Genomic DNA, 20608 nt, shown 5'->3' with positions numbered 1-20608 from the left:
GCCCCCGACCGGAGGAGCCGATGACCCAAGCACCGCTGCCGCCGGAGGCCGCCGAGGCCGCCGCCCGCACCCGCGACCGGGTGTGCGCGCTCCACGCCGAGCTGCCCCGCTGGAACCTGGTCACCTGGACCAGCGGGAACATCTCCGAGCGGATCCCCGGCACCGACCTGTTCGCCATCAAGCCCAGCGGGCTGTCCTACGACGAGCTGACCCCCGCCTCCATGGTGGTCTGCGCCCTGGACGGCACCCCCGTCGACGGCGAGCACAGCCCCTCCAGCGACACCGCCGCGCACGCCTACGTCTACCGGGAGATGCCCGAGGTCGGCGGCGTGGTCCACACCCACAGCACCTACGCCACCGCCTGGGCGGCCCGCGGCGAGCCCGTCCCGTGCGCCATCACCGCCATGGCCGACGAGTTCGGCGCCGAGATCCCGGTCGGCCCCTTCGCCCTGATCGGCGGCGACGACATCGGCCGCGGCATCGTCGCCACCCTGCGCGGCCACCGCTCCCCGGCGGTCCTCATGCGCGGCCACGGCGTCTTCACCGTCGGCAAGGACGCCAAGGCCGCCGTCAAGGCCGCCGTGATGTGCGAGGACGTCGCGCGCACGGTGCACATCGCCCGCCAGGGCGGCCCCGTCGAGCCGCTCCCGCAGGAGCACGTCGACGCCCTCTACGACCGCTACCAGAACGTCTACGGGCAAAGGAGACAGCACCCGTGAGCGACCTTCCCCGCATCGGCCTGCTGGGCATCATGCAGCCGCTCTACGACGACATGCTGCCCGGCATCACCGAGCGCCAGTACGCCTACGCCCAGGAGGTCGCCTCCTCCCTGGAGGGCGTCGCCGAGGTCACCGCCGCGCCGCCGGTGCGCGGTCGCGAGGACGCCGAGGCGACGGTGCGCCGCTTCGAGGACGAGGGGCTGGACGGCGTCCTGGTGGTCATGCTGACCTACGGCCCCTCGCTGCGGGTCGCCCGGCTGTTCCAGCACATGCGTCTGCCGGTGTGCCTGGCCAACATCCAGCCCGAGCCGCGGATCACCGACCGCTGGGGCATGGCCGAGATGACCTACAACCAGGGCATCCACGGCGCCCAGGACACCGCCAACGCGATGGTCCGCGCCGGCCTGCCCTTCGACGTGGTCACCGAGGACCGGGGCAGCCCCGCCTTCCGCGAGCGGGTGGGCCGCTGGGCGCGCGCCGCGCGCGCCGCCACCGCGCTCACCGCGCTCAAGGTCGGCGTCTTCGGCTACCCCATGAACGGCATGGGCGACGCCCGCGTCGACGAGAGCGAGCTCCTGCGCCACCTGGGGCCCGAGGTGGTGCACATCGCCCAGGGCGAGCTCCACCGCACCATGGCCGCCCTGACCGAGGGGGAGGTCGCCGAGCTGCTGGAGGCCGAGCGCGGCCGGTTCGAGATCGACGAGCGCCTGTCCAAGGAGGAGCTGGACGACCACGCCCGCCTCCAGCTCGGCATCGAGCGGGTGCTGGAGCGCCACGGCTGTGCGGCCTACTCCACCCACTTCGACGCCCTGGGCGAGGACGGGCGGTTCGCCCGGCTGCCCATGGCCGCCGCCTCCAGCCTGATGGCGCGCGGCTACGGCTTCGCGGGCGAGGGCGACGTGCCCGCCGCCGCGCTGGTCTACGCCGGGCACCGGCTGACCGGCCTCGGGCACTTCACCGAGATGTACGCGATGGACTTCCCCCGCGACGCGATCCTGATGAGCCACATGGGCGAGGGCAACTGGAAGATCGCCCGGGACGACGAGCCCGTGCGGCTGATCAAGCGCCCGCTGGCCATCGGCGGCCTGGACGACCCGCCCACCCTGCTGTTCCGCATCCAGCCCGGCCCGGCGACCCTGGCCAGCCTGGTCACCCTCGGCGGCGGCCGGTTCCGGCTGGTGGTCGCCGAGGGCGAGGTGCTGGACGAGCCGCCCATGCCGTCCCTGGAGATGCCCTACGGCATGTTCCGCCCCGACAGCGGGGTGCGCGGCTGCATGGACGGCTGGCTTGCCGCCGGCGGCACCCACCACATCACCATGACCCCCGGCCGCACCGCCGCGGACTGGGAGTCCTTCTGCACCGCCTCCGGGGTCGAGTACCGCCCGGTCTGACCCGTCCGCCCCACCGGCCGCCGGCCCCTCCCGGCGGCCGCCCGACGCCCCTCCGACGGCGCCGCCCTCCGCGCGGGGGAGCGGCGGCGCCCACCCTTCCCCCCTGACTCCGCGACGTCCCAGGAGCACCCCATGAACGTCGACCCGCCTTCGGCCCCTCCCCCCGGCATCGGCCGCCGCTCGCTGCTGGCCGGCGGGCTCGCCGCCGCCGGCCTGGCCCTGACCGGCTGCGGCGCCGGCACCGCCGTCGAGACCGGTGCGCGCACCCCGATCCGCCAGTGGAACCTGTTCACCGGGGGCGACGGGGCGCGCATGGTCGAGATGCACGAGCGGTTCGCCGCCGAGCACCCCGAGTACGACCTGCGCCCCACCACCTACCTGTGGGGCAACCCCTACTACACCAAGTTCGCCATGGGCGCCGCCGGCGGCCGCTCGTTCGACATCGGCACCCTGCACCTGTCCCGGGTCAAGGGCATGGGCGCCGGCACCCTCATCGACCCGGTCCCGCGCGACGTGCTCGCCGAGTTCGGCATCACCGAGGAGACCGTCCGGTCCTCCCTGTGGGAGAAGGCCACGGTCGACGGGCAGCTGTACGCGATCCCGCTCGACACCCACCTGGTGGTCACCTACTACAACCGGGAGGTCTGCGAGCAGGCCGGGGTGCTGGAGTCCGACGGCACCCTGGTGCGCACCTCCGGCGTCGAGGAGCTGTTCGACGTGCTGGCCGCCGTCAAGGAGGTCACCGGGCAGTACGGCATCGTCATGGACACTACCGGGGCCTGGCGCCAGTTCTGGTCGCTCTACCGCCAGCTGGGCGGGGAGATGACCCTGGAGGGCGAGCTGGGCATCGACGACGACAAGGCGCTGCAGAGCCTGGACTTCCTGCGCCGCGTCAGCCAGGAGGGCCTGGCCCCCGAGGCCTCCGATGCCCCCGCGACCCCGGCCAACTTCCAGAACGGCATCGCCGGGCTGATGCTGGCCGGGAACTGGGAGCTGCCCACCTTCCAGGACGCCGGCATGGACTTCGGGATGCGCCCCTTCCCCGGCGTCTTCGGCGACGAGCTCGGCCAGGGCGACTCCCACGTGTTCGTCCTCCCGCAGCGGCGCGACCGCGACGACGAGGCCGTCCGGGCCGCCGTCGCCTACGCCGCCTGGATGCTGAAGAACAGCCTCGTCTGGGCCGGCGGGGGCCACACCCCCGCCTACCTCCCGGTGGTGGAGAGCGAGGACTACGCGGCGCTGGAGCCGCAGTCGGAGTACCGCGCGGCCGCCGAGAACGTGCAGCTCGACCCGGACGCCTGGTTCAGCGGGTCGGCCGCGGCCCTGATGTCCGAGGCCAACTCGGTCATGGCCGGAGTGCACAACGGCTCGTCCACCCCCGAGCAGACCCTGGAGAGCTTCAAGCGCGCGGTGCAGAAGCTCATCGACACCCCGCCCCCGGCCTGAGCCCGCGCACCCCCCGGCGCCCCGAACGGCGGGGCCCGAACCGACACCCCGCACCCCCTGACGACCGGCGGCCCGCACCCCCGCCACCGCCCCCGGCCCGGCCGGGCCCGGCCCCGCGAGGGGCCCACCCCCTCAGGCACGCTTCCGCGACCTTGGAGTCCGCCATGACCGCACCCCCGACGGCGGGCCAGGCGAGCAGATCCGACCCCCACGGAACCTCCGCCACCGGCTCCCCGCCCCGGCGCGCGCGCAGCCGCGCCGACCTCGCAGGCCCCGCCCTGGCCCTGCCCTTCGCCCTGCTCTTCGCCGTGTTCCTGCTCTGGCCGCTGGGCGCCGGGCTGTGGACCAGCTTCACCGACCGCTCGCTGACCGGGGCCGCGCCCTCGTTCGTCGGCCTGGACAACTGGGCCGAGATGGCCGCCGACCCCATGGTGTGGCGGTCGCTGTGGACGACCCTGCTGTTCACCCTGATGACCACCCCGCCGCTGGTGGCGGTCGCGCTGCTGATGGCGGTGCTGACCCAGCGGGCGGTGCGCGTGGGCTGGTTCCTGCGCTTCTCCTTCTTCTCGCCCTTCCTGCTGCCGGTCGCGGTGGTCTCGCTGATCTGGGTGTGGATCTACCAGCCCGGGTTCGGCATGCTCAACGGCGTCCTGACCGGTGCGGGCCTGCCCGAGGTGAACTGGCTCGGCGACGAGGGCACCGTGCTGCTCGCCATCGCCGGCACCACCGTGTGGTGGACGGTCGGCTTCAACTACCTGCTCTACCTGGCCGCGCTGCAGGGCATCCCGGGCCAGGTCTACGAGGCGGCCTCGCTGGACGGGGCCGGCGCCTGGCAGCGGTTCCGCCGCATCACCCTGCCGCTGCTCAACCGCACCACCGCGATCGTGGTGCTGCTGCAGATGGTGGCCTCGCTCAAGCTGTTCGACCAGGCGTACCTGATGACCAACGGCTCCGGCGGGCCGGACTACGCCGCCCGCCCGATCATCGGCTACATCTTCGACAGCGGCTTCACCAACCTGCGCATCGGCTACTCCTCGGCGATCTCCTACCTGTTCTTCGCGGTGATCATCGCCGTCTCCGTCCTGCAGTTCTGGCTGTTCACCAGGAAGGAGAACACCGCATGAGCGCTCCGACCGCGACCCCGGCGCCCGCCGCCGCACCCGCACCCGCCCCCGCGGCGGCCGCGCCCCGCCGCCGGCGGCGCATCTCCCCGACGGGGGCCGCCGCCACCGTCTCCGCCCTCGTCCTGGCCGTGCTGTGGCTGCTGCCCCTGGTGTGGGCGCTGCTCACCTCCTTCAAGCCCGAGGCCGAGACCACCGCGGTGCCGATCCGCTGGCTGCCGATCGAGCCGACGGTCGAGGCCTACCGCCAGGTCATCGCGCGCGGCGACATCCAGCAGTGGCTGCTGAACAGCACCGTCATCTCCACCCTGGTGACCGTGCTGACCCTGGTGCTGTGCGCCCTGGCGGCCTACGCCTTCTCCCGCACCTCCTTCCGCGGCCGCAACGCCCTGCTGCTGCTGTTCATCGCGGGCATCATGGTGCCCCCGCAGGTGCTGATCGTGCCGCTGTTCGACCAGATGCGGCTGCTGGGCATGGTCGACACCTACTGGGGTGTGGCGCTGCCGCAGGTGGTGGCCCCGGTCATGATCTTCATCCTCAAGCGGTTCTTCGACGCGATCCCGCACGACTACCTGGAGGCCGCCCACCTCGACGGCGCCGGGCACCTGCGGGTGCTGGTCTCGGTCGTGCTGCCGATGTCGGGGCCCATCCTCGCCGCGGTCGGCATCTTCACCTTCGTCCAGGCCTGGAACAACTTCCTGTGGCCCTTCGTGGCCACGACCGACCCCGCGCTGATGACGGTCCCGGTCGGCCTGGGCACCGTGCAGGGCGCCTACGGGATCCAGTACGCCCAGCAGATGGCCGCCGCCGTGCTGGGCGCGGCGCCCCTGATCGCCGTCTTCATGCTCTTCCAGCGCCAGATCGTCAAGGGCGTGACCGACGCGGGCCTCAAGTAGCCGCACCGGCCCGCCCGCCCCCGACGCCCCTGTCCTCGACCCCCGGCCCCGACCCGCACCCCGAAACACCCACCGGAGGTACCCCCCATGCCCCGCACCCCGACGACCGCGGCCGTCGCCGCGGCCCTGGCGGTCCTGGCCGCCTGCGCGACCACCCAGCAGGCCGCGGCGGACCCCGCGGCCCCCTCGTCCGCCCCTCCGCCCCCGCTCACCGGCGACGTCCGCGTCCACGACCCGGCCCTGGTCGCCGGCGGCCCGGGGGAGGACTGGTACGTCTTCGGCACCGGCGACCAGGCCGTCGGCGACGGCAACGTCCAGATCCGCACCTCGGCCAACGGCAACCACTGGGAGAACGCCGGCACGGTCTGGGACACCAAGCCCGCCTGGCTCTCCGAGGAGGTCCCGGGCGTGGAGAACCTGTGGGCGCCCGAGGTCTACGAGCACGACGGCACCTACTACCTGTACTACTCCGCCTCCACCTTCGGCTCCCAGCGCTCGGTCATCGCCCTGGCCACCAACACCACCCTCGACCCCGACGACCCCGACTACGCCTGGGTCGACCGCGGAAAGGTCTTCGAGAGCCACGAGGGCGACCCCTACAACGCCATCGACCCCGGGATCGTCGAGGACGGGTCCGGGAACCCGTGGATGGCCTTCGGGTCGCACTGGGGAGGCATCTACATGCTCCCCCTGACCTGGTCCGACGGGAAGCCCGCGGACGGCGCGCAGCCGTTCAGGATCGCTGACCGGCGCGAGGGCGCCAACCGCATCGAGGCCCCCTACATCGCCGAGCACGGCGGCGACTACTACCTCTACGTCTCCTTCGACGCCTGCTGCCAGGGCACCGACAGCACCTACAAGATCGCCGTCGGCCGCTCGGACTCGCCCACCGGCCCCTTCACCGACGCCGAGGGCGTGCCCATGACCGAGGGCGGCGGCACCGTCATCCTCGCCGAGCGCGGCGGGGACGTCGCCGCAGGCGGCCAGTCCCTGTCCGAGGGCCGCATCGCTTACCACACCTACGGGCCCTACGGCACCCCCGGCGACTTCCGCCTCGGAATCGAGCGCGTGCGGTGGACCGGGGACGGCTGGCCCGTCCTGGCCCACTGACCCCCGCCCGCAGCCCCGGCTCCCCGCCGCGGGAGCACCGCCCCGGGGGCGGCGGGCCGCCCCCGGGGCCACCGGCCCCACCGACCCGCCCCAGAGAGGACACCGCGTGCACAAGGCCGAACTCACCCTCGACCCCGCATTCGCCGTGGCGCCCGTCCACCGCCGGCTCTTCGGCTCCTTCGTCGAGCACATGGGCCGCTGCGTCTACACCGGCATCTACGAACCCGACCACCCCGCGGCCGACGCCGACGGGCTGCGGAGCGACGTCGCCGCGCTCGTCCGCGAGCTCGGAGTGACCACCGTCCGCTACCCGGGCGGCAACTTCGTCTCCGGCTACCGCTGGGAGGACGGCGTCGGCCCCAAGGAGGACCGGCCCGTCCGCCGCGAGCTGGCCTGGCACAGCACCGAGACCAACCAGTTCGGCCTCGACGAGTTCATGCGCTGGACCCGCGGCCTGGGCATCGAGCCGATGATGGCCGTCAACCTGGGCACCCGCGGCATCCAGGAGGCCCTGGACCTGCACGAGTACGCCAACCACCCCGGCGGCACCGCCCTGAGCGACCGGCGCATCGCCAACGGCGCCCCCGACCCGCACGCGATCGGCATGTGGTGCCTGGGCAACGAGATGGACGGCCCCTGGCAGCTGGGACACAAGACCGCCCGCGAGTACGGGCGCCTGGCCGCCGAGACCGCCCGCGCCCTGCGCACCGCCGAACCCGGGCTGGAACTGGTGGCCTGCGGCTCCTCCGGCCGCTCCATGCCCACCTTCGGCGCCTGGGAGGCCGAGGTGCTGGGCGAGTGCTACGACGAGGTCGACTTCGTCTCGCTGCACGCCTACTACGAGGAGTACGACGGCGACCTGCGCAGCTTCCTGGCGGCTCCCGCCGACATGGACCGCTTCATCGAGGAGGTCGTGGCCACCGCCGACCACGTCGGGGCGCGCCGCAAGAGCTCCAAGAAGATCATGCTCTCCTTCGACGAGTGGAACGTGTGGTACCTCAGCCGGTTCCAGCGCGAGGAGGCCGAGAACCCGCCCACCGACTGGCCGGTGGCCCCGCGCGTCATCGAGGACCGCTACCACGTGGCCGACGCCGTCGTGGTCGGCGGCATGCTCAACAGCCTGCTCCGCCACGCCGACCGGGTCACCGCCGCATCCCAGGCCCAGCTCGTCAACGTGATCGCGCCGATCATGACCGAGCCCGGCGGCCGGGCCTGGCGCCAGACCACCTTCCACCCCTTCGCCCGCACCGCCGCCGCGGCCCGCGGGCAGGTGCTGCGGGTCGAGCCCGCCGCGCCCCGCCACGACACCGCGCTCTACGGCGAGGTGCCGCTGCTCGACGCCGCCGCCACCTACGACCGCGACGCCGGACGGGCCGCCCTGTTCCTGGTCAACCGCTCCACCGACACCCCCATGGAGGTCGCGGCGGACCTGCGCGGGCTGGACGGCATGGCCGCGGCCTCCGCGCTCACCCTGGCCGACGACGACGTGTACGCCGCCAACACCGCCGACGACCCCGAGCGGGTCGTCCTCAAGGAGAACAAGGACGTGCGCCTGGACGGCGGGCGCCTGACGGCGGTCCTGCCGCCGGTCTCCTGGACCTGCGTGGAACTCACCGGGCCGCAGGCCTGACCCCTGAACCGAGGAGGCGAGAGCGATGAACGCCATGAGCGAGAACCGCACAGGGCGCACAGGGCGCACAGGGCGCACCGTACGGGCCGCGGCCCTGGGGGCCGCCCTGGCCCTGGCCGCCGGCGCCTGCGGGGGCGTCGGCGACGCCGCCCGGCCCGAGGGCGAGAGCGGCACCGTCGGCATCTCCATGCCCACCAAGTCCTGGGAGCGCTGGGTCCAGGACGGCGAGAACATGGTCGCCTCCCTGGAGGAGGCCGGCTACGGCACCGACCTGCAGTACGCCGAGGACGTGGTGGAGGACCAGGTCGCCCAGATCGAGAACATGATCACCAAGGACGTCGACGTCCTGGTGGTCGCCCCGGTCGACGGCGAGGCCCTGACCGAGGTGGTGGGCTCCGCCGAGGACGCGGGCATCCCGGTGCTCTCCTACGACCGGCTCATCATGGAGAGCGAAGGCGTGGACGCCTACGCCACCTTCGACAACTTCGGGGTGGGCGTGCTCCAGGGCGAGTACATCGCCCAGGAGCTCGGCCTGGACGAGGCCGAGGGCCCCCTGGCGATCGAGCTGTTCGGCGGCTCCCCCGACGACAACAACGCCTACTACTTCTACGACGGGGCCATGTCGGTCCTGCAGCCCTACATCGACGACGGCGTGCTGGAGGTGCCCAGCGGCCAGACCGAGATGAACCAGATCGCCACCATGCGCTGGGACGGCGCGGTCGCCCAGGACCGGATGGACAACCTGCTCGGCGCGCACTACTCCGACCGGGAGCTGGACGCGGTGCTCTCGCCCTTCGACGGCATCAGCACCGGCGTCATCTCCTCCCTCAAGGGCGCCGGGTACGGCACCGACGACAAGCCGCTGCCGGTGGTGACCGGCCAGGACGCCGAGACGGCGTCGGTCAAGTCGATCATCGCCGGGGAGCAGACCCAGACGGTGTTCAAGGACACCCGGGCCCTGGCCGACTCCGCCGCGGAGATGGCCGACGCGCTGGCCCGCGGCGAGGAGCCCGAGGTCGACGACACCGAGACCTACGACAACGGCGCCAAGGTGGTGCCGGCCCGCCTGCTGGAGCCGGTCTCGGTGGACGCCTCCAACTACGAGGAGGTCCTCATCGACAGCGGCTACTACGAGGAGTCGGACCTGAAATGACCGCTCCGACCGAGGGGCCGCCGGTGCTGCGGATGCGCGGCATCCGCAAGACCTTCCCCGGCGTGGTCGCGCTGGACGGGGTGGACCTGGAGGTCCGCCCCTCCGAGATCCACGCCCTGACCGGGGAGAACGGCGCCGGCAAGTCCACCCTGATGAAAGTGCTCAGCGGGGTGCACCCGCACGGCTCCTACCAGGGCCGGGTGGAGGTGGAAGGGGACGAGCGCCGCTTCGCCTCCACCTCCGACAGCGAGCGCGCGGGCATCGCCATCATCCACCAGGAGCTGGCCCTGGTCCCGCAGCTCACCGTCGCCGAGAACGTGTTCCTCGGCAACGAGCGCGCCCGCCGGCGGCTCGGACTGTCCTTCGTCGACCAGGAGGCGTCGGTCTCCCGGTCGAGGGCCCTGCTGGAGCGGGTCGGCCTGGACGTCGACCCCTCCACCCCGCTGGGCGAGCTGAGCGTGGGCCGCCGGCAGCTCGTGGAGATCGCCAAGGCCATCGCCAAGCAGGTGCGGGTGCTCATCCTCGACGAGCCCACCTCCGCCCTCAACGAGGCCGAGAGCGACGCCCTGCTGCGCCTGCTGCTGGAGTTCAAAGAGCAGGGCATCGCCTCCATCCTCATCTCCCACAAGCTCGACGAGGTGACGCGGGTCGCCGACCGGATCACCGTGCTGCGCGACGGCCGCAGCATCGAGACCCTGGACGCGGCCCGCGGCGAGGCCACCGAGGACCGCATCATCCGCGGCATGGTCGGCCGGGACCTGGAGCACCGCTACCCCGGCCCGCCCGGCGGCGCCGGGCCGGTCCGCTTCGAGGTGCGCGACTGGACCGTGGACCACCCGGTGCAGCGGGGCCGCCGCATCGTCGACGGCGCCCACCTGCAGGTCCGGGCGGGGGAGGTCGCCGGGCTCGCCGGGCTGATGGGCGCCGGCCGCACCGAGCTGGCCATGAGCCTGTTCGGCCGGGCCTACGGGCGCTACGTGCGCGGGACGCTGCTCAAGGACGGCGCGCCCGTGGCCCCGCGCCACCCCGCCGAGGCCGTCGCCGCCGGGATCGCCTACGTGCCCGAGGACCGCAAGGAGCTCGGCCTGGTGCTGGACGACCCGGTGCGCACCAACCTGACGCTGGCCGGGCTCGGGCGCCTCGGCCGGGCCGGGGTGGTGGACGCCGCCGCCGAGCAGGCCGCGGCCGAGGAGCTGCGCACCCGGATGGGGGTGCGCTGCCGGGACACCGGGCAGGCGGTGGTCGAGCTCAGCGGCGGCAACCAGCAGAAGGTCGTGCTCGGCCGGTGGGTCTACACCCGCCCCGAACTGCTCATCCTCGACGAGCCGACCCGCGGCGTCGATGTGGGCGCCAAGTACGAGATCTACGAGGCGGTGCGGGCGATGGCCGCCGAGGGGGCGTGCGTGCTGCTCATCTCCTCGGAGCTGCCCGAGCTGCTGGGCATGTGCGACCACGTCTACGCCATGTGCGAGGGGCGGATCACCGGCTGCCTGCCCGCCGACGAAGCCGACCAGGAGGCACTCATGACGCTGATGACCGGCGCGCCGGGCACGCCCGGACCCACCGCCCGCGCGGGCGGGGCGCGCGAGGGGGGCCGGTGAGGGCGGCGGCCGGCGGGGCCGCCTCCGTGCGCGCGGTGCTGCGCGGCAACGCCCGCCGGTACGGCATGGTCATCGCCCTGGCCCTGATCGTCGTCCTGTTCCAGATCCTGACCGGCGGGCTGCTGCTGCAGCCCGCCAACGTCAGCAACCTGGTCCTGCAGAACTCCTACGTGCTCATCCTCGCCGTGGGGATGATGCTGGTGATCATCACCGGGCACATCGACCTGTCGGTGGGGTCGGTGGTGGCCTTCACCGGCGCCGTGTCCGCCATCATGCTGGCCGAATGGGGCCTGCCCCTGCTGCTGGTCCTGCCGCTGTCGCTGCTGGTGGGCGGCCTGATCGGCGCCTGGCAGGGGTTCTGGGTGGCCTACGTGGGGCTGCCCGCGTTCATCGTCACCCTGGCCGGGATGCTCGTCTTCCGCGGCCTGACGCTGCTGGTGCTCGGCGGCGAGTCGGTCGGCGACCTGCCGTCCTCGGCGCGCACGCTGGCCACCGGGTTCGTGCCGGGCTTCGACGTCGCCGGGGTCGACATCGTCCCGCTGGCCCTGGGGGCCGCGGTGGCGGCCCTGGTCGTCGCCGGCCTGCGCGCCTCCCGCGCCCGGGCCCTGCGGCACGGGATCAGGGTCGTTCCCGCCCCCGCGGCGCTGGCCGTCCAGGCGCTGGCCGCCGCGGCGGTGCTCGCCCTGTGCACCGCCTTCGCCCTGCACAGCGGGATCCCCGTGGTCGGCGCCCTGCTGCTGGTGCTCATCGCCGGATACGCGCTGTTCATGGCGGCCACCGTGCCCGGCCGCCGGGTCTACGCCACCGGCGGCAACCCCAAGGCCGCCGAGCTGTCCGGGGTGCGCACCAAGCGCACCGTGTTCTGGGTGTTCGTGAACATGGGGGCGCTGTCGGCGCTGGCCGGGCTGGTGTTCACCGCCCGGCTCAACCTCGCCGCGCCCGGCGCGGGCACCATGTTCGAGCTGGACGCGATCGCCGCCGCCTTCATCGGCGGGGCGTCGGCCTCGGGCGGTGTGGGCACCGTCGTCGGCGCGGTGGTCGGCGCCCTGGTCATGGGCGTGCTCAACAACGGCATGTCGATCATCGGGCTGGGCGTGGACTGGCAGCAGGCGATCAAGGGCCTGGTGCTGCTCATCGCGGTCGCCTTCGACGTGCTGGGCAAGAAGGGGCTGCTCGCCTCCGGCCTCGGCCGGCTCCGCGCGGCCCTCGGGGCCCGCGGCGGCGGGGGCGGGTCCTCCGGGGGCGACGGCACCGGGGGGCCGGAGGCCGCCGAGGGATCCGGGGACCCCGCCCGTCAGGCCGGGGACGAATCGGGCCGCGGCACGGGACGGGGGGCGGAGGTCCGCCCGACGCTCTAGCCGGATCCGCACACCGGCCCCCNCGGGCCCCCGCCGTGCGCGTCGGCTCGGGCCCGGACGACGGGTCCGGGCCGACGCGGCCGCCCGGCAGGGGGTCACCCCTTCATGGCGCCTCCCAGGGAGAACCCGCCGCCCAGGAAGCGCGAGACGGCGGCGTAGAGCAGCACCACCGGCAGGGTGTACAGCAGCGCGTACGCCGCCAGCGGGCCGTAGTCCATCGAGCCGTACTGGCCGAAGAAGGTGTAGATCCGCACCGCGGCCGGCAGCCGCTCAGGGGACTGCAGCAGCACGAACGGCACGAAGAAGTTCCCCCAGGCCAGCACCAGGGTGAACACGCCCACGACGGACAGGCCCGGCAGCGCCAGCGGCACCACCACCCGCAGCAGCGACTGCCGCGCCGAGGCCCCGTCCGCCCAGGCGGCCTCCTCCAGCTCCACCGGGATGCCGTCCATGAAGCTCTTGGTCAGCCAGATCCCGAACGGCAGCCCGGCCGCGGCCAGGAACAGCATCGCCCCCCAGCGCGAGTCCACCATCCCCACCCGGGAGAACAGGCCGTAGACCGGCACCATGATCGCGGTGATCGGCAGACCCGTGGCGAACAGGACCGTGTACAGGAACGGGCGGCCGAACCGCAGCTGGAAGCGGGAGAGCGGGTAGGCCGCCAGGACCGAGGCCGCCACCGTCACCACCGCCGCGCCGCCGCAGATCCACAGCGAGTTGCCCAGCGGGACGAACAGGGTGTCGGCGGTGGCGACCGAGGCGAAGTGCTCCAGCGTCGGCTCGGCCGGGAGCCGGGCCCGTGCCGAGGCGTCGGCGTCGAAGGCCGCCAGCAGCCACAGCGCGGGGAGCGCGAAGGCCGCGGCCAGCAGCGCCAGCAGTGTGTGCACCAGCACGGCGGCGGCCGCCCGCCGGGGCGCCGCCACCGTCCAGGCGCGCCGGGCGGGCCGGGCCGTGCCGACGGGGCGGACGGGGCGGGCCGTGCGGCGGCCGGCCGGGGAGCGCGCCGTCATCGGACCTCCTCGGGGCGGAGCGTGCGCAGGTAGACCGCGGAGAACAGGGCGGCCACCGCCAGCAGCGCCAGGGCGACCGTGGTGCCGTAGGCGATGTCGCCCAGCCGCAGCGCCTCGGTGTACATCAGCAGCGGCAGGGTGGTGCTGCGCCCTGCCGGACCGCCGGCGGTCATCACGTAGATCAGGGTGAACACCTGCACCGTCTGCAGGGTCACCAGCAGCAGGGTGGCCGCGACGGTGCGGCGCAGCAGCGGCAGCACCACGTGCCGGACCACGCCGAGCGGCCCGGCGCCGTCCACCCGTGCCGCGTCCTTCAGGTCGGTGGGCACCTCCGACAGCGCGGCCGAGTAGGCCATCATCGAGAAGGCGGTGCCCTTCCAGGTGTTGGCCAGGATCACCGCCAGGATCGGCAGGGCGGTCAGCCACGCCTGCTGCGGCGCCCCCAGCGCCTCCAGCATCCGGTTGAGGGTGCCCTCGCGCTCCAGGAACGCCGCCCACACGAACCCGGCCACCACCTCGGGCAGCACCCAGGCGCCCACCACGATGCCGCCCACGACCGTGCGCACCCACGGGCGGCGGCCCTGCATCAGCAGGGCCAGGAGCATGCCCAGCACGGTCTGCCCCACGATCCCCGACCCGATCAGGAACACGGCGGTGAGCAGGGTCGCCCGCAGGGCGTCGGGGTCGGTGAACAGCCGCTCGAAGTTGGCGAGCCCGACGAAGGAGGTCCGCGCCGCCCCCGCCCCGGTCAGCGCGGCATCGGTGAAGGAGGCCCACACCGTCCACACCACCGGGGCGGCGAAGAACGCCAGCAGCAGCACGGCGGCCGGAAGGACCGGGAGCACCCGCACCCCCGGCGCGGGGGTGGTCCCCTTCCCGACCCGTCGCCCACCCCCGCCCTCATTCGGGCCGCTGCGCGGCGCAGTCCGCTGGACCCGTCGCTCCTGCCGCCCACCGCCTTCCCCGGTGTCCTCACCCACCGGTGACCTGGTCCTCACCCACGATCTCGGCCAGCTCCCGGTCGTAGGCGGCCGCGGCCTCCTCCGGTGTCGCCTCGCCCAGCAGCACCTGCTCCGTGGCCTCCTGGACCGCCAGCGAGACCCGCGGGTACTCGGCGTAGGCCGGGCGGAAGTGGGTGACCTCCACCAGCTCGTTGGCCTCCTCGACGATGGGGGAGCGCTCCCTGTACTCCTCGGACTCGGCCACATCGGCCCGGACCGGGATCTGCGCGCCGCGCACCGCGAACTCGGTGGCGTTCTCCTTGTTCAGCGCCGTCGCCATGACCTCCCAGGCCAGGTCCGGGTCGGCGGTCTTCGCGCCCATGGCCAGCGTCCATCCGCCGGACAGGCTGGTGGCGCCGGGGTCCGCCCCGTCCTGGGTGGGCATCGCGGTGAAGGCCATCTCCTCCTCCCACTCGGGCCAGGGGCTGGCGCCCTCCTCGATCCAGGTCTGGGTGGCCCACGACCCGTCGAGGCTGATGGCCATCTCCCCCTGGGGCATGCGCTCCTCCAGGTTGAGGGTGGGGGCGTTGGCGTTGAGCATGTCCCGGGTGTCCAGGGCCAGGCCCTCGGAGTAGACGGTGTCGTAGAACTCCAGGGCGTCGGTGAACCCCTGCGACCCGGCCGTCCACTTCTCCGCGTCCTCGTCGTAGAGCCGGTCCCCGGTCCCGGTGAGCAGCATCTGGAAGCCCTGCATCGAGGAGACCTCGCCGGCCGGGGTGCCGCCGAACAGGTTGAAGGCGGTCACCTCGTCGCCGAACTCCTCCTGCACCGCCCGGGCCGCCTCCAGCACTGCGTCCCAGTCCTCCGGCTCCCAGGGGACCCCGACCCCGGCCTGCTCCAGGAGTGTGCGGTTGTACCAGAGGCCCCGGGTGTCGGTGCCGAGCATCACGCCGTACCGCGACCCGTCCCGCGCGGTCACCGCCGCGTCGGCCTGCTCGCTGTACTGGTCGGCGTCCTCCCAGGACTCCCAGTACTCGTCCAGCGGGTGCAGGTAGCCGGCCTCGACGTCCTGGTTGATGGTGAAGCTGTCCTCATAGAGGATGTCGGGCGCCTCGGCGGCCGACCGGTTCATCAGGTTGACCTGGGTCTGGTACTCCTCGGCCGGCGCCTCGATCGGGTGCAGTTCGACCGTCACGCCCTCGTCGGCCGCCTCGAACTCCTCCTTGACGGAGCGCATGATCGCGTCCGCCGCCCGGAACGCGCCGAAATCCTGGTAGACGACCTTCACCGTGCCGGGATCGCGCCCGCTCCCCTCGCACCCGGCCGCCGCCGGGAGCGCGGCCAGGAGCAGGGCGGCCGCGGCCGCCGGTGCCCGCTTCATCGGCCACCTCCTCGTCCCGCACCCCGACCGTGTGAGGTGCGCCACTCGAATGTCGCACGAGTGGGCCCGCCCGATCCACGGCCCCCTGAGGCCCGTGCGCCCGGAGTCACGGGCGAGGACTACCCTGGCGTCCGTGGCAGGACGGATCAGAGACGAAGACATCGCCCTCGTGCGCGAGCGCTCGCCCATCGCCGAAGTGATCGGGGAGTACCTCCAGCTCCGCAACGCCGGCGGCGGGTCGCTCAAGGGCCTGTGCCCCTTCCACGACGAGAAGTCCCCGTCCTTCAACGTCACCCCCTCGAGGGGCCTTTACCACTGTTTCGGCTGCGGGGTCGGCGGGGACGTCATCACGTTCGTCCAGGAGATGGAGCACATCTCCTTCGTGGAGTCCGTGGAGGCCCTGGCCGCCAAGGCCGGGGTACGGCTCCGCTACGAGGAGGGCGGCTACACCCAGCGCGGCGACCAGGGGCAGCGGCAGCGGCTGATCGAGGCGCACCGCATCGCCCAGGAGTTCTACGCCGAGAAGCTGCACGCCCCCGAGGCCCGGCACGCCCGGAAGTTCCTCACCGACCGGGGCTTCAACGGGTCCCACGCCGCGCAGTTCGGCGTCGGCTACGCCCCCGGCGGGTGGGAGGCGCTCACCTCCCACCTGAGGTCCAAGGGGTTCAGCGACAAGGAGATCGTCACCGCGGGCCTGGGCGGCCAGGGGCGGCGCGGCGCCTACGACAAGTTCCGCGACCGGCTGGTGTGGCCGGTGCGCGAGGTCACCGGGGAGACCGTCGGATTCGGCGCCCGCAAGCTCTCCGAATCCGACGACGGCCCCAAGTACCTCAACACCCCCGAGACCCCCATCTTCAAGAAGGGCCACCTGCTCTACGGGCTGGACATGGCCAAGCGCGAGATGGCCCGGGAGGGCCGGGCGGTCGTCGTCGAGGGCTACACCGACGTGATGGCCTGCCACCTGAGCGGGGTGCCCACCGCGGTCGCCACCTGCGGCACCTCCTTCGGCGAGGACCACGTCAAGCTGCTGCGCCGGATCCTGTTCGACCGCGGCCACACCAAGGCCAAGGTCGTCTTCACCTTCGACGGGGACGCCGCGGGCCGCAAGGCCGCGGTGCGCGCCTTCGCCGAGGAGCACAACTTCGCCGGGCAGACCTTCGTCGCGGTCGAGCCCGGCGGCCTCGACCCCTGCGACCTGCGGCTGCAGAAGGGCACCGAGGCGGTCGAGCACCTCATCGACGAGGCAAAGCCGCTGTACGAGTTCATGGTGCGCGAGGTCATCGCCCGCTACGACCTGGACACCGTGGAGGGGCGCATCGCCGCGCTCGACGCCGGGGCCGAGATCGTTGCGGGCATCCGGAACGAGGGGGTGCGCAAGGTCTACGCCGTCGAGCTGGACCGCTGGCTCGGCCTCATGGACGAGGAGTTCGTGCAGCGCCGCGTCGAGCAGCACGCGCGCGGCGCCCGCACCGCGGGGCGCGCCGGCGGGCGCACGCGGACCGCCCCGGCGCCCGCCGCGTCGGCCGGCGCCGCCCAGTCCGCCCCCTACGACCTGCGCGACCCCTCCCTGCAGCGGGAGCGCCAGGCGCTGAAGATCGCGATCCAGGCGCCGGGGCTGGCCTCCGGCTTCGACGAGCTGGACGAGGACGCCTTCAGCGTGCCCCAGCACCGTGCGGTGCTCGGGCTGCTCCGGGAGCAGGGGGGCGTGGCGGCCGCCGACGACCCGGCGCAGTGGGCGGCGCGGCTGCGCGAGGCCGCGCCCGGCGAGGCGCTGCGCTCCTTCGTCACCGAACTGGCCGTGGAACGCGTGGAGGTCGACGGCGAGCTCGACGAGCGCTACGCCCGGAACATCATCGACACGATTCTCGTTCATTCCGCCAATCGGGCCGAGGCAAACCTGAAATCGCGCCTGGCCCGGCTCGACCCCGCCGCCGACGCCGAGGAGTACAACCGCGTCTTCGCCGAGCTCCTCGCCGCCGGCCAGCGCAAACGCGCGGTGCGCGAGCGTATCGCCGGGGCGGGGTAGCAGCGGGGTGACAATACTGGTTCTCTCTATTCGGCTGCACGAGCGGGCACACTGTAGGAGTGGCTCTATCGGTGCTGCCCAGCGAAACGCCTCCGGTCCGGCAGGTGGCGCACCTGGTGGCGGGCTCCGGATCCGGGGAACCGGTCACCGTGGCCGACGTCGCCACGGCGCTTGAACGGCTGGACATCTCCCCGGACTCCCTGGACCAGGTCGTCCGCGGACTCGCCCAGCAGGGGGTCGACGTCGTGGACCCGGCCGCCGAGGAGGCCGCCGCGGCCGACCTCGGCCGCCGGGCGCCCACCAGCGACCTGGTGCGCATCTACCTGCGCGAGATCGGACGCGTTCCGCTCCTGACGGCAGAAGAAGAAGTCGAACTCGCCAAATCGATCGAGGTCGGGCTGTTCGCGGCGGAGAAGCTGCGCCGGGCCCGCGCCGGTCCGGTACCCGCCCAGACGGCGGCCGGGTCGGCCGAGGACCTCGAGGCCATCGTCCGCGAAGGCGAGCGCGCCAAGCGCCGCCTGATCGAGTCGAACCTGCGCCTGGTGGTGTCGATCGCCAAGCGCTACATCGGCAGGGGCCTGCTCTTCCTGGACCTGATCCAGGAGGGGAACCTGGGGCTCATCCGCGCCGTGGAGAAGTTCGACTACACCAAGGGATTCAAGTTCTCCACCTACGCGACCTGGTGGATCCGCCAGGCCATCACCCGGGCCATCGCCGACCAGGCCCGGACCATCCGCATCCCGGTGCACATGGTGGAGACGATCAACAAGCTGATGCGGGTCCAGCGCCAGCTCCACCAGGAACTGGGGCGCGAGCCCACCCCGGCCGAGCTCTCCGGTGAGCTCGGGTGCGGTGACGAGCGGGTCCAGGAGATCCAGCGCATCGCCCAGGAGCCGGTGTCGCTCCAGGCCCCCATCGGGGAGGAGGACTCCGACTTCGGCGACTTCATCGAGGACTCCGACGCGGTGGTCCCGGTGGAGGCGGCCGCCTTCATCATGCTCCAGGACCACCTGGTGGACCTGCTGGGCGGGCTGTCCGACCGCGAGCAGCGCATCATCCAGCTGCGCTTCGGGCTGGCCGACGGGCACCCGCGCACCCTGGAGGAGGTGGGGCGGGAGTTCGGGGTGACCCGCGAGCGCATCCGCCAGATCGAGTCCAAGACCCTCGCCAAGCTGCGCCACCCCTCGCGCGCGCAGATGCTCCGCGACTACCTGGACTGACCGCACCACCTGGACCGACCGCTCGGACCGGCCGCGGAGGCCGGCCGTGGGCCGGGGCGCGGAGGGCGAACGACCGGCGTCGCCGCCGGGTTCCCGATCCCGGCGGTTCGGCCTGATGTGGCCGTGTGCGCCGGTCCGTGTCATCCGCGCCGGGGGCTGGGGCTACCTTTCTAGGTGATGTCAGCGCAGCGGCAGACGGCGCCCCGCAAGGGGCGGGTACTGATCGGTGTCGTCGCGGCAGTGGCCCTCGGCACCCTGTTCTTCGGCGCGTTCACCCGTGTCGTCGACTACACCGGGTCGCCCGTGGGCGAGGACGGGCTCCGCAGGCTGGCCTACTTCGCCGACTGGAACACGGCCAACCGCGGCTATTCGATCAAGGACGTGCGCGACAGCGGCGCGGCCGACCGGATCACCCGCCTGATGTGGGCCTTCGGCGAGGTCAGCGAGGAGGGGCGGTGCTTCATCGACCCCGAGGCCGACCAGCCCTGGGAGATCTACCAGCGCCGCTACGAGGCGGGGGAGAGCGTGGACGGCGAGGCCGACACCTATGAGCAGGAGCTCGCCGGCAGCCTCAACCAGCTGCGCAAGCTGCGCGAGGAGACCCCCTCGCTCGCGGCCTCCATCTCCCTCGGCGGCTGGAACACCTCCACCTACTTCTCCCGGGCGGTGCGCACCGAGGAGTCCCGGGAGGAGTTCGTCGCCTCCTGCATCGACCTGTGGATCCGCGGGAACCTGCCGCGGATGAACGACGAGCCGCAGGGCGGGCAGGGCGCGGCCGCGGGCGTCTTCGACGGCATCGACCTGGACTGGGAGTGGCCCGGCGGGTCGGGCCACCCCGACAACGTCGAGCACCCCGACGACCCGCGCAACTTCACCCTGGTGGTGCAGGAGTTCCGGCGGCAGCTGGACGCGCTGGAGGAGGAGACGGGCGAGGAGTACGCGCTGTCGGCGTCGCTGGCCAACGACGCCGAGATCATCGAGGCGAGCTACGAGCCCGAGGTGTTCGCCTCCATCGACTTCGCCACGGTCCAGGGCTACGACTTCACAGGGTCGTGGAGCAGGACCACCGACCACCACTCGCAGCTGTACGCGCCCACCGGGGACGACGACGATCCCAGCAGCGACCGGGCGGTGCGCCAGCTGCTCGGCCACGGGCTGCCGGCGGACAAGCTGGTGCTGGGCTTCCCCGGGTTCGGGCGCGGCTGGTCCGGCGTCTCCCCGGAGGGGTTCGGCCGCTACGCCCCGGCCCAGGGGCCCGCCGAGGGTGACTACGGGGAGGCCACCGACTCCTACGGCGACCTGCGGGACCGCCCGGGGCAGCGCTTCTTCGACCCGGTTCACGGGGCGTACTGGCTCTACGACGGCGATGAGTGGTGGACCTACGACACCCCGAAGATCGTCCGGATGAAGGGGGAGTACGTGCGCCGCGAGGAGCTGGGCGGCCTGATGCTGTGGAACCTGGACATGGACCCCGACGCCGAGTTGGTCGAGGCGATGGACGAGTCCCTGGAAGAGGACTGACCCCGGGCTGCGAGAGGCCCGGGAACGGTGGCAACGACGGGACGGCTGGTGCCCCGCTCGGGGCCGCTTGCCGGACGCCAGGAC

The 20608-nt window shown here is 73.1% G+C and carries 16 protein-coding genes; 13 read left to right on the top strand and 3 right to left on the bottom strand.

Translation table 11 applies throughout. The annotated features are described in order from the left end of the window. Positions 1–20: 20 nt before the first annotated feature. The 10 genes from D450_RS0100080 (at position 21) to mmsB (ending at position 12425) form a co-directional block, all read left to right on the top strand. Positions 21–719: an L-ribulose-5-phosphate 4-epimerase gene (locus tag D450_RS0100080; RefSeq protein WP_017536640.1), complete on the top strand. Its 699-nt coding sequence runs from the start codon at positions 21–23 to the stop codon at positions 717–719. Next, positions 716–2110: an L-fucose/L-arabinose isomerase family protein gene (locus tag D450_RS0100075; protein WP_017536639.1), complete on the top strand. Its 1395-nt coding sequence runs from the start codon at positions 716–718 to the stop codon at positions 2108–2110. Before D450_RS0100080 ends, D450_RS0100075 begins: the two co-directional genes overlap by 4 nt. A gap of 132 nt (positions 2111–2242) precedes the next feature. Beyond that, complete coding sequence (locus D450_RS0100070; protein ID WP_017536638.1) at positions 2243–3556, top strand: ABC transporter substrate-binding protein; 1314 nt, start codon at positions 2243–2245, stop codon at positions 3554–3556. A gap of 164 nt (positions 3557–3720) precedes the next feature. Continuing rightward, the gene (locus tag D450_RS0100065) at positions 3721–4680 is read left to right on the top strand and encodes a carbohydrate ABC transporter permease (RefSeq protein ID WP_017536637.1); all 960 of its coding nucleotides are present in this window, start codon (positions 3721–3723) and stop codon (positions 4678–4680) included. After that, positions 4677–5573 (top strand): carbohydrate ABC transporter permease, encoded by an 897-nt coding sequence (locus D450_RS0100060; protein ID WP_017536636.1) that lies wholly within the window; start codon positions 4677–4679, stop codon positions 5571–5573. Before D450_RS0100065 ends, D450_RS0100060 begins: the two co-directional genes overlap by 4 nt. A gap of 87 nt (positions 5574–5660) precedes the next feature. Further along, positions 5661–6683: an arabinan endo-1,5-alpha-L-arabinosidase gene (locus tag D450_RS0100055; RefSeq protein ID WP_017536635.1), complete on the top strand. Its 1023-nt coding sequence runs from the start codon at positions 5661–5663 to the stop codon at positions 6681–6683. Between the two features lie 106 nt (positions 6684–6789). Continuing rightward, positions 6790–8313: an arabinosylfuranosidase ArfA gene (gene arfA, locus D450_RS0100050; RefSeq protein ID WP_017536634.1), complete on the top strand. Its 1524-nt coding sequence runs from the start codon at positions 6790–6792 to the stop codon at positions 8311–8313. Positions 8314–8338: 25 nt separating this feature from the next. Beyond that, positions 8339–9466: a multiple monosaccharide ABC transporter substrate-binding protein gene (chvE, locus tag D450_RS0100045; RefSeq protein ID WP_017536633.1), complete on the top strand. Its 1128-nt coding sequence runs from the start codon at positions 8339–8341 to the stop codon at positions 9464–9466. Beyond that, positions 9463–11067, top strand: a complete 1605-nt coding sequence (locus tag D450_RS0100040) for a sugar ABC transporter ATP-binding protein (protein ID WP_017536632.1) — start codon at positions 9463–9465, stop codon at positions 11065–11067. The genes chvE and D450_RS0100040 overlap by 4 nt, the downstream gene beginning before the upstream one ends. Then, entirely contained in the window at positions 11064–12425 is a 1362-nt protein-coding gene (gene mmsB / locus D450_RS0100035) for a multiple monosaccharide ABC transporter permease (protein ID WP_017536631.1), read from the top strand. The genes D450_RS0100040 and mmsB overlap by 4 nt, the downstream gene beginning before the upstream one ends. A 95-nt stretch (positions 12426–12520) precedes the next feature. Here mmsB and D450_RS0100030 read toward each other — a convergent pair whose 3' ends face one another. From D450_RS0100030 to D450_RS0100020, 3 genes are all read right to left on the bottom strand, one after another. Beyond that, positions 12521–13435, bottom strand: a complete 915-nt coding sequence (locus tag D450_RS0100030) for a carbohydrate ABC transporter permease (RefSeq protein ID WP_017536630.1) — start codon at positions 13433–13435, stop codon at positions 12521–12523. Then, a complete protein-coding gene (locus D450_RS0100025; RefSeq protein ID WP_017536629.1) occupies positions 13432–14286 on the bottom strand; it encodes a carbohydrate ABC transporter permease in 855 nt (284 codons plus the stop codon). Before D450_RS0100025 ends, D450_RS0100030 begins: the two co-directional genes overlap by 4 nt. 121 nt (positions 14287–14407) lie before the next feature. Beyond that, positions 14408–15757, bottom strand: a complete 1350-nt coding sequence (locus D450_RS0100020) for an extracellular solute-binding protein (RefSeq protein WP_017536628.1) — start codon at positions 15755–15757, stop codon at positions 14408–14410. A 133-nt stretch (positions 15758–15890) separates the two neighbouring features. Here D450_RS0100020 and dnaG point away from each other — a divergent pair, with 133 nt between their 5' ends. The 3 genes from dnaG (at position 15891) to D450_RS0100005 (ending at position 20524) form a co-directional block, all read left to right on the top strand. Continuing rightward, complete coding sequence (dnaG, locus tag D450_RS0100015) at positions 15891–17783, top strand: DNA primase (protein WP_017536627.1); 1893 nt, start codon at positions 15891–15893, stop codon at positions 17781–17783. Positions 17784–17854: 71 nt separating this feature from the next. Then, positions 17855–19003: an RNA polymerase sigma factor RpoD gene (rpoD, locus tag D450_RS0100010; protein ID WP_017536626.1), complete on the top strand. Its 1149-nt coding sequence runs from the start codon at positions 17855–17857 to the stop codon at positions 19001–19003. A gap of 177 nt (positions 19004–19180) precedes the next feature. Beyond that, entirely contained in the window at positions 19181–20524 is a 1344-nt protein-coding gene (locus D450_RS0100005) for a glycoside hydrolase family 18 protein (RefSeq protein ID WP_394296807.1), read from the top strand. Positions 20525–20608: the final 84 nt, after the last annotated feature.

It is taken from the genome of Nocardiopsis halophila DSM 44494 (assembly GCF_000341245.1).
Lineage (GTDB): Bacteria > Actinomycetota > Actinomycetes > Streptosporangiales > Streptosporangiaceae > Nocardiopsis_A > Nocardiopsis_A halophila.
Note: the sequence above shows the minus strand (reverse complement) of the source record. Positions and strands in the feature narration are given on the sequence as shown.

Excerpts from the sequence above, each read along its gene's own strand:
- D450_RS0100005 (WP_394296807.1), top strand. The coding sequence starts at position 19,181 with ATGTCAGCGCAGCGGCAGACGGCGCCCCGCAAGGGGCGGGTACTGATC.
- D450_RS0100030 (WP_017536630.1), bottom strand. The coding sequence starts at position 13,435 with ATGACGGCGCGCTCCCCGGCCGGCCGCCGCACGGCCCGCCCCGTCCGC.
- D450_RS0100040 (WP_017536632.1), top strand. The coding sequence starts at position 9,463 with ATGACCGCTCCGACCGAGGGGCCGCCGGTGCTGCGGATGCGCGGCATC.
- D450_RS0100020 (WP_017536628.1), bottom strand. The coding sequence starts at position 15,757 with ATGAAGCGGGCACCGGCGGCCGCGGCCGCCCTGCTCCTGGCCGCGCTC.
- D450_RS0100065 (WP_017536637.1), top strand. The coding sequence starts at position 3,721 with ATGACCGCACCCCCGACGGCGGGCCAGGCGAGCAGATCCGACCCCCAC.
- D450_RS0100055 (WP_017536635.1), top strand. The coding sequence starts at position 5,661 with ATGCCCCGCACCCCGACGACCGCGGCCGTCGCCGCGGCCCTGGCGGTC.
- chvE (WP_017536633.1), top strand. The coding sequence starts at position 8,339 with ATGAACGCCATGAGCGAGAACCGCACAGGGCGCACAGGGCGCACAGGG.
- D450_RS0100080 (WP_017536640.1), top strand. The coding sequence starts at position 21 with ATGACCCAAGCACCGCTGCCGCCGGAGGCCGCCGAGGCCGCCGCCCGC.
- D450_RS0100060 (WP_017536636.1), top strand. The coding sequence starts at position 4,677 with ATGAGCGCTCCGACCGCGACCCCGGCGCCCGCCGCCGCACCCGCACCC.
- D450_RS0100070 (WP_017536638.1), top strand. The coding sequence starts at position 2,243 with ATGAACGTCGACCCGCCTTCGGCCCCTCCCCCCGGCATCGGCCGCCGC.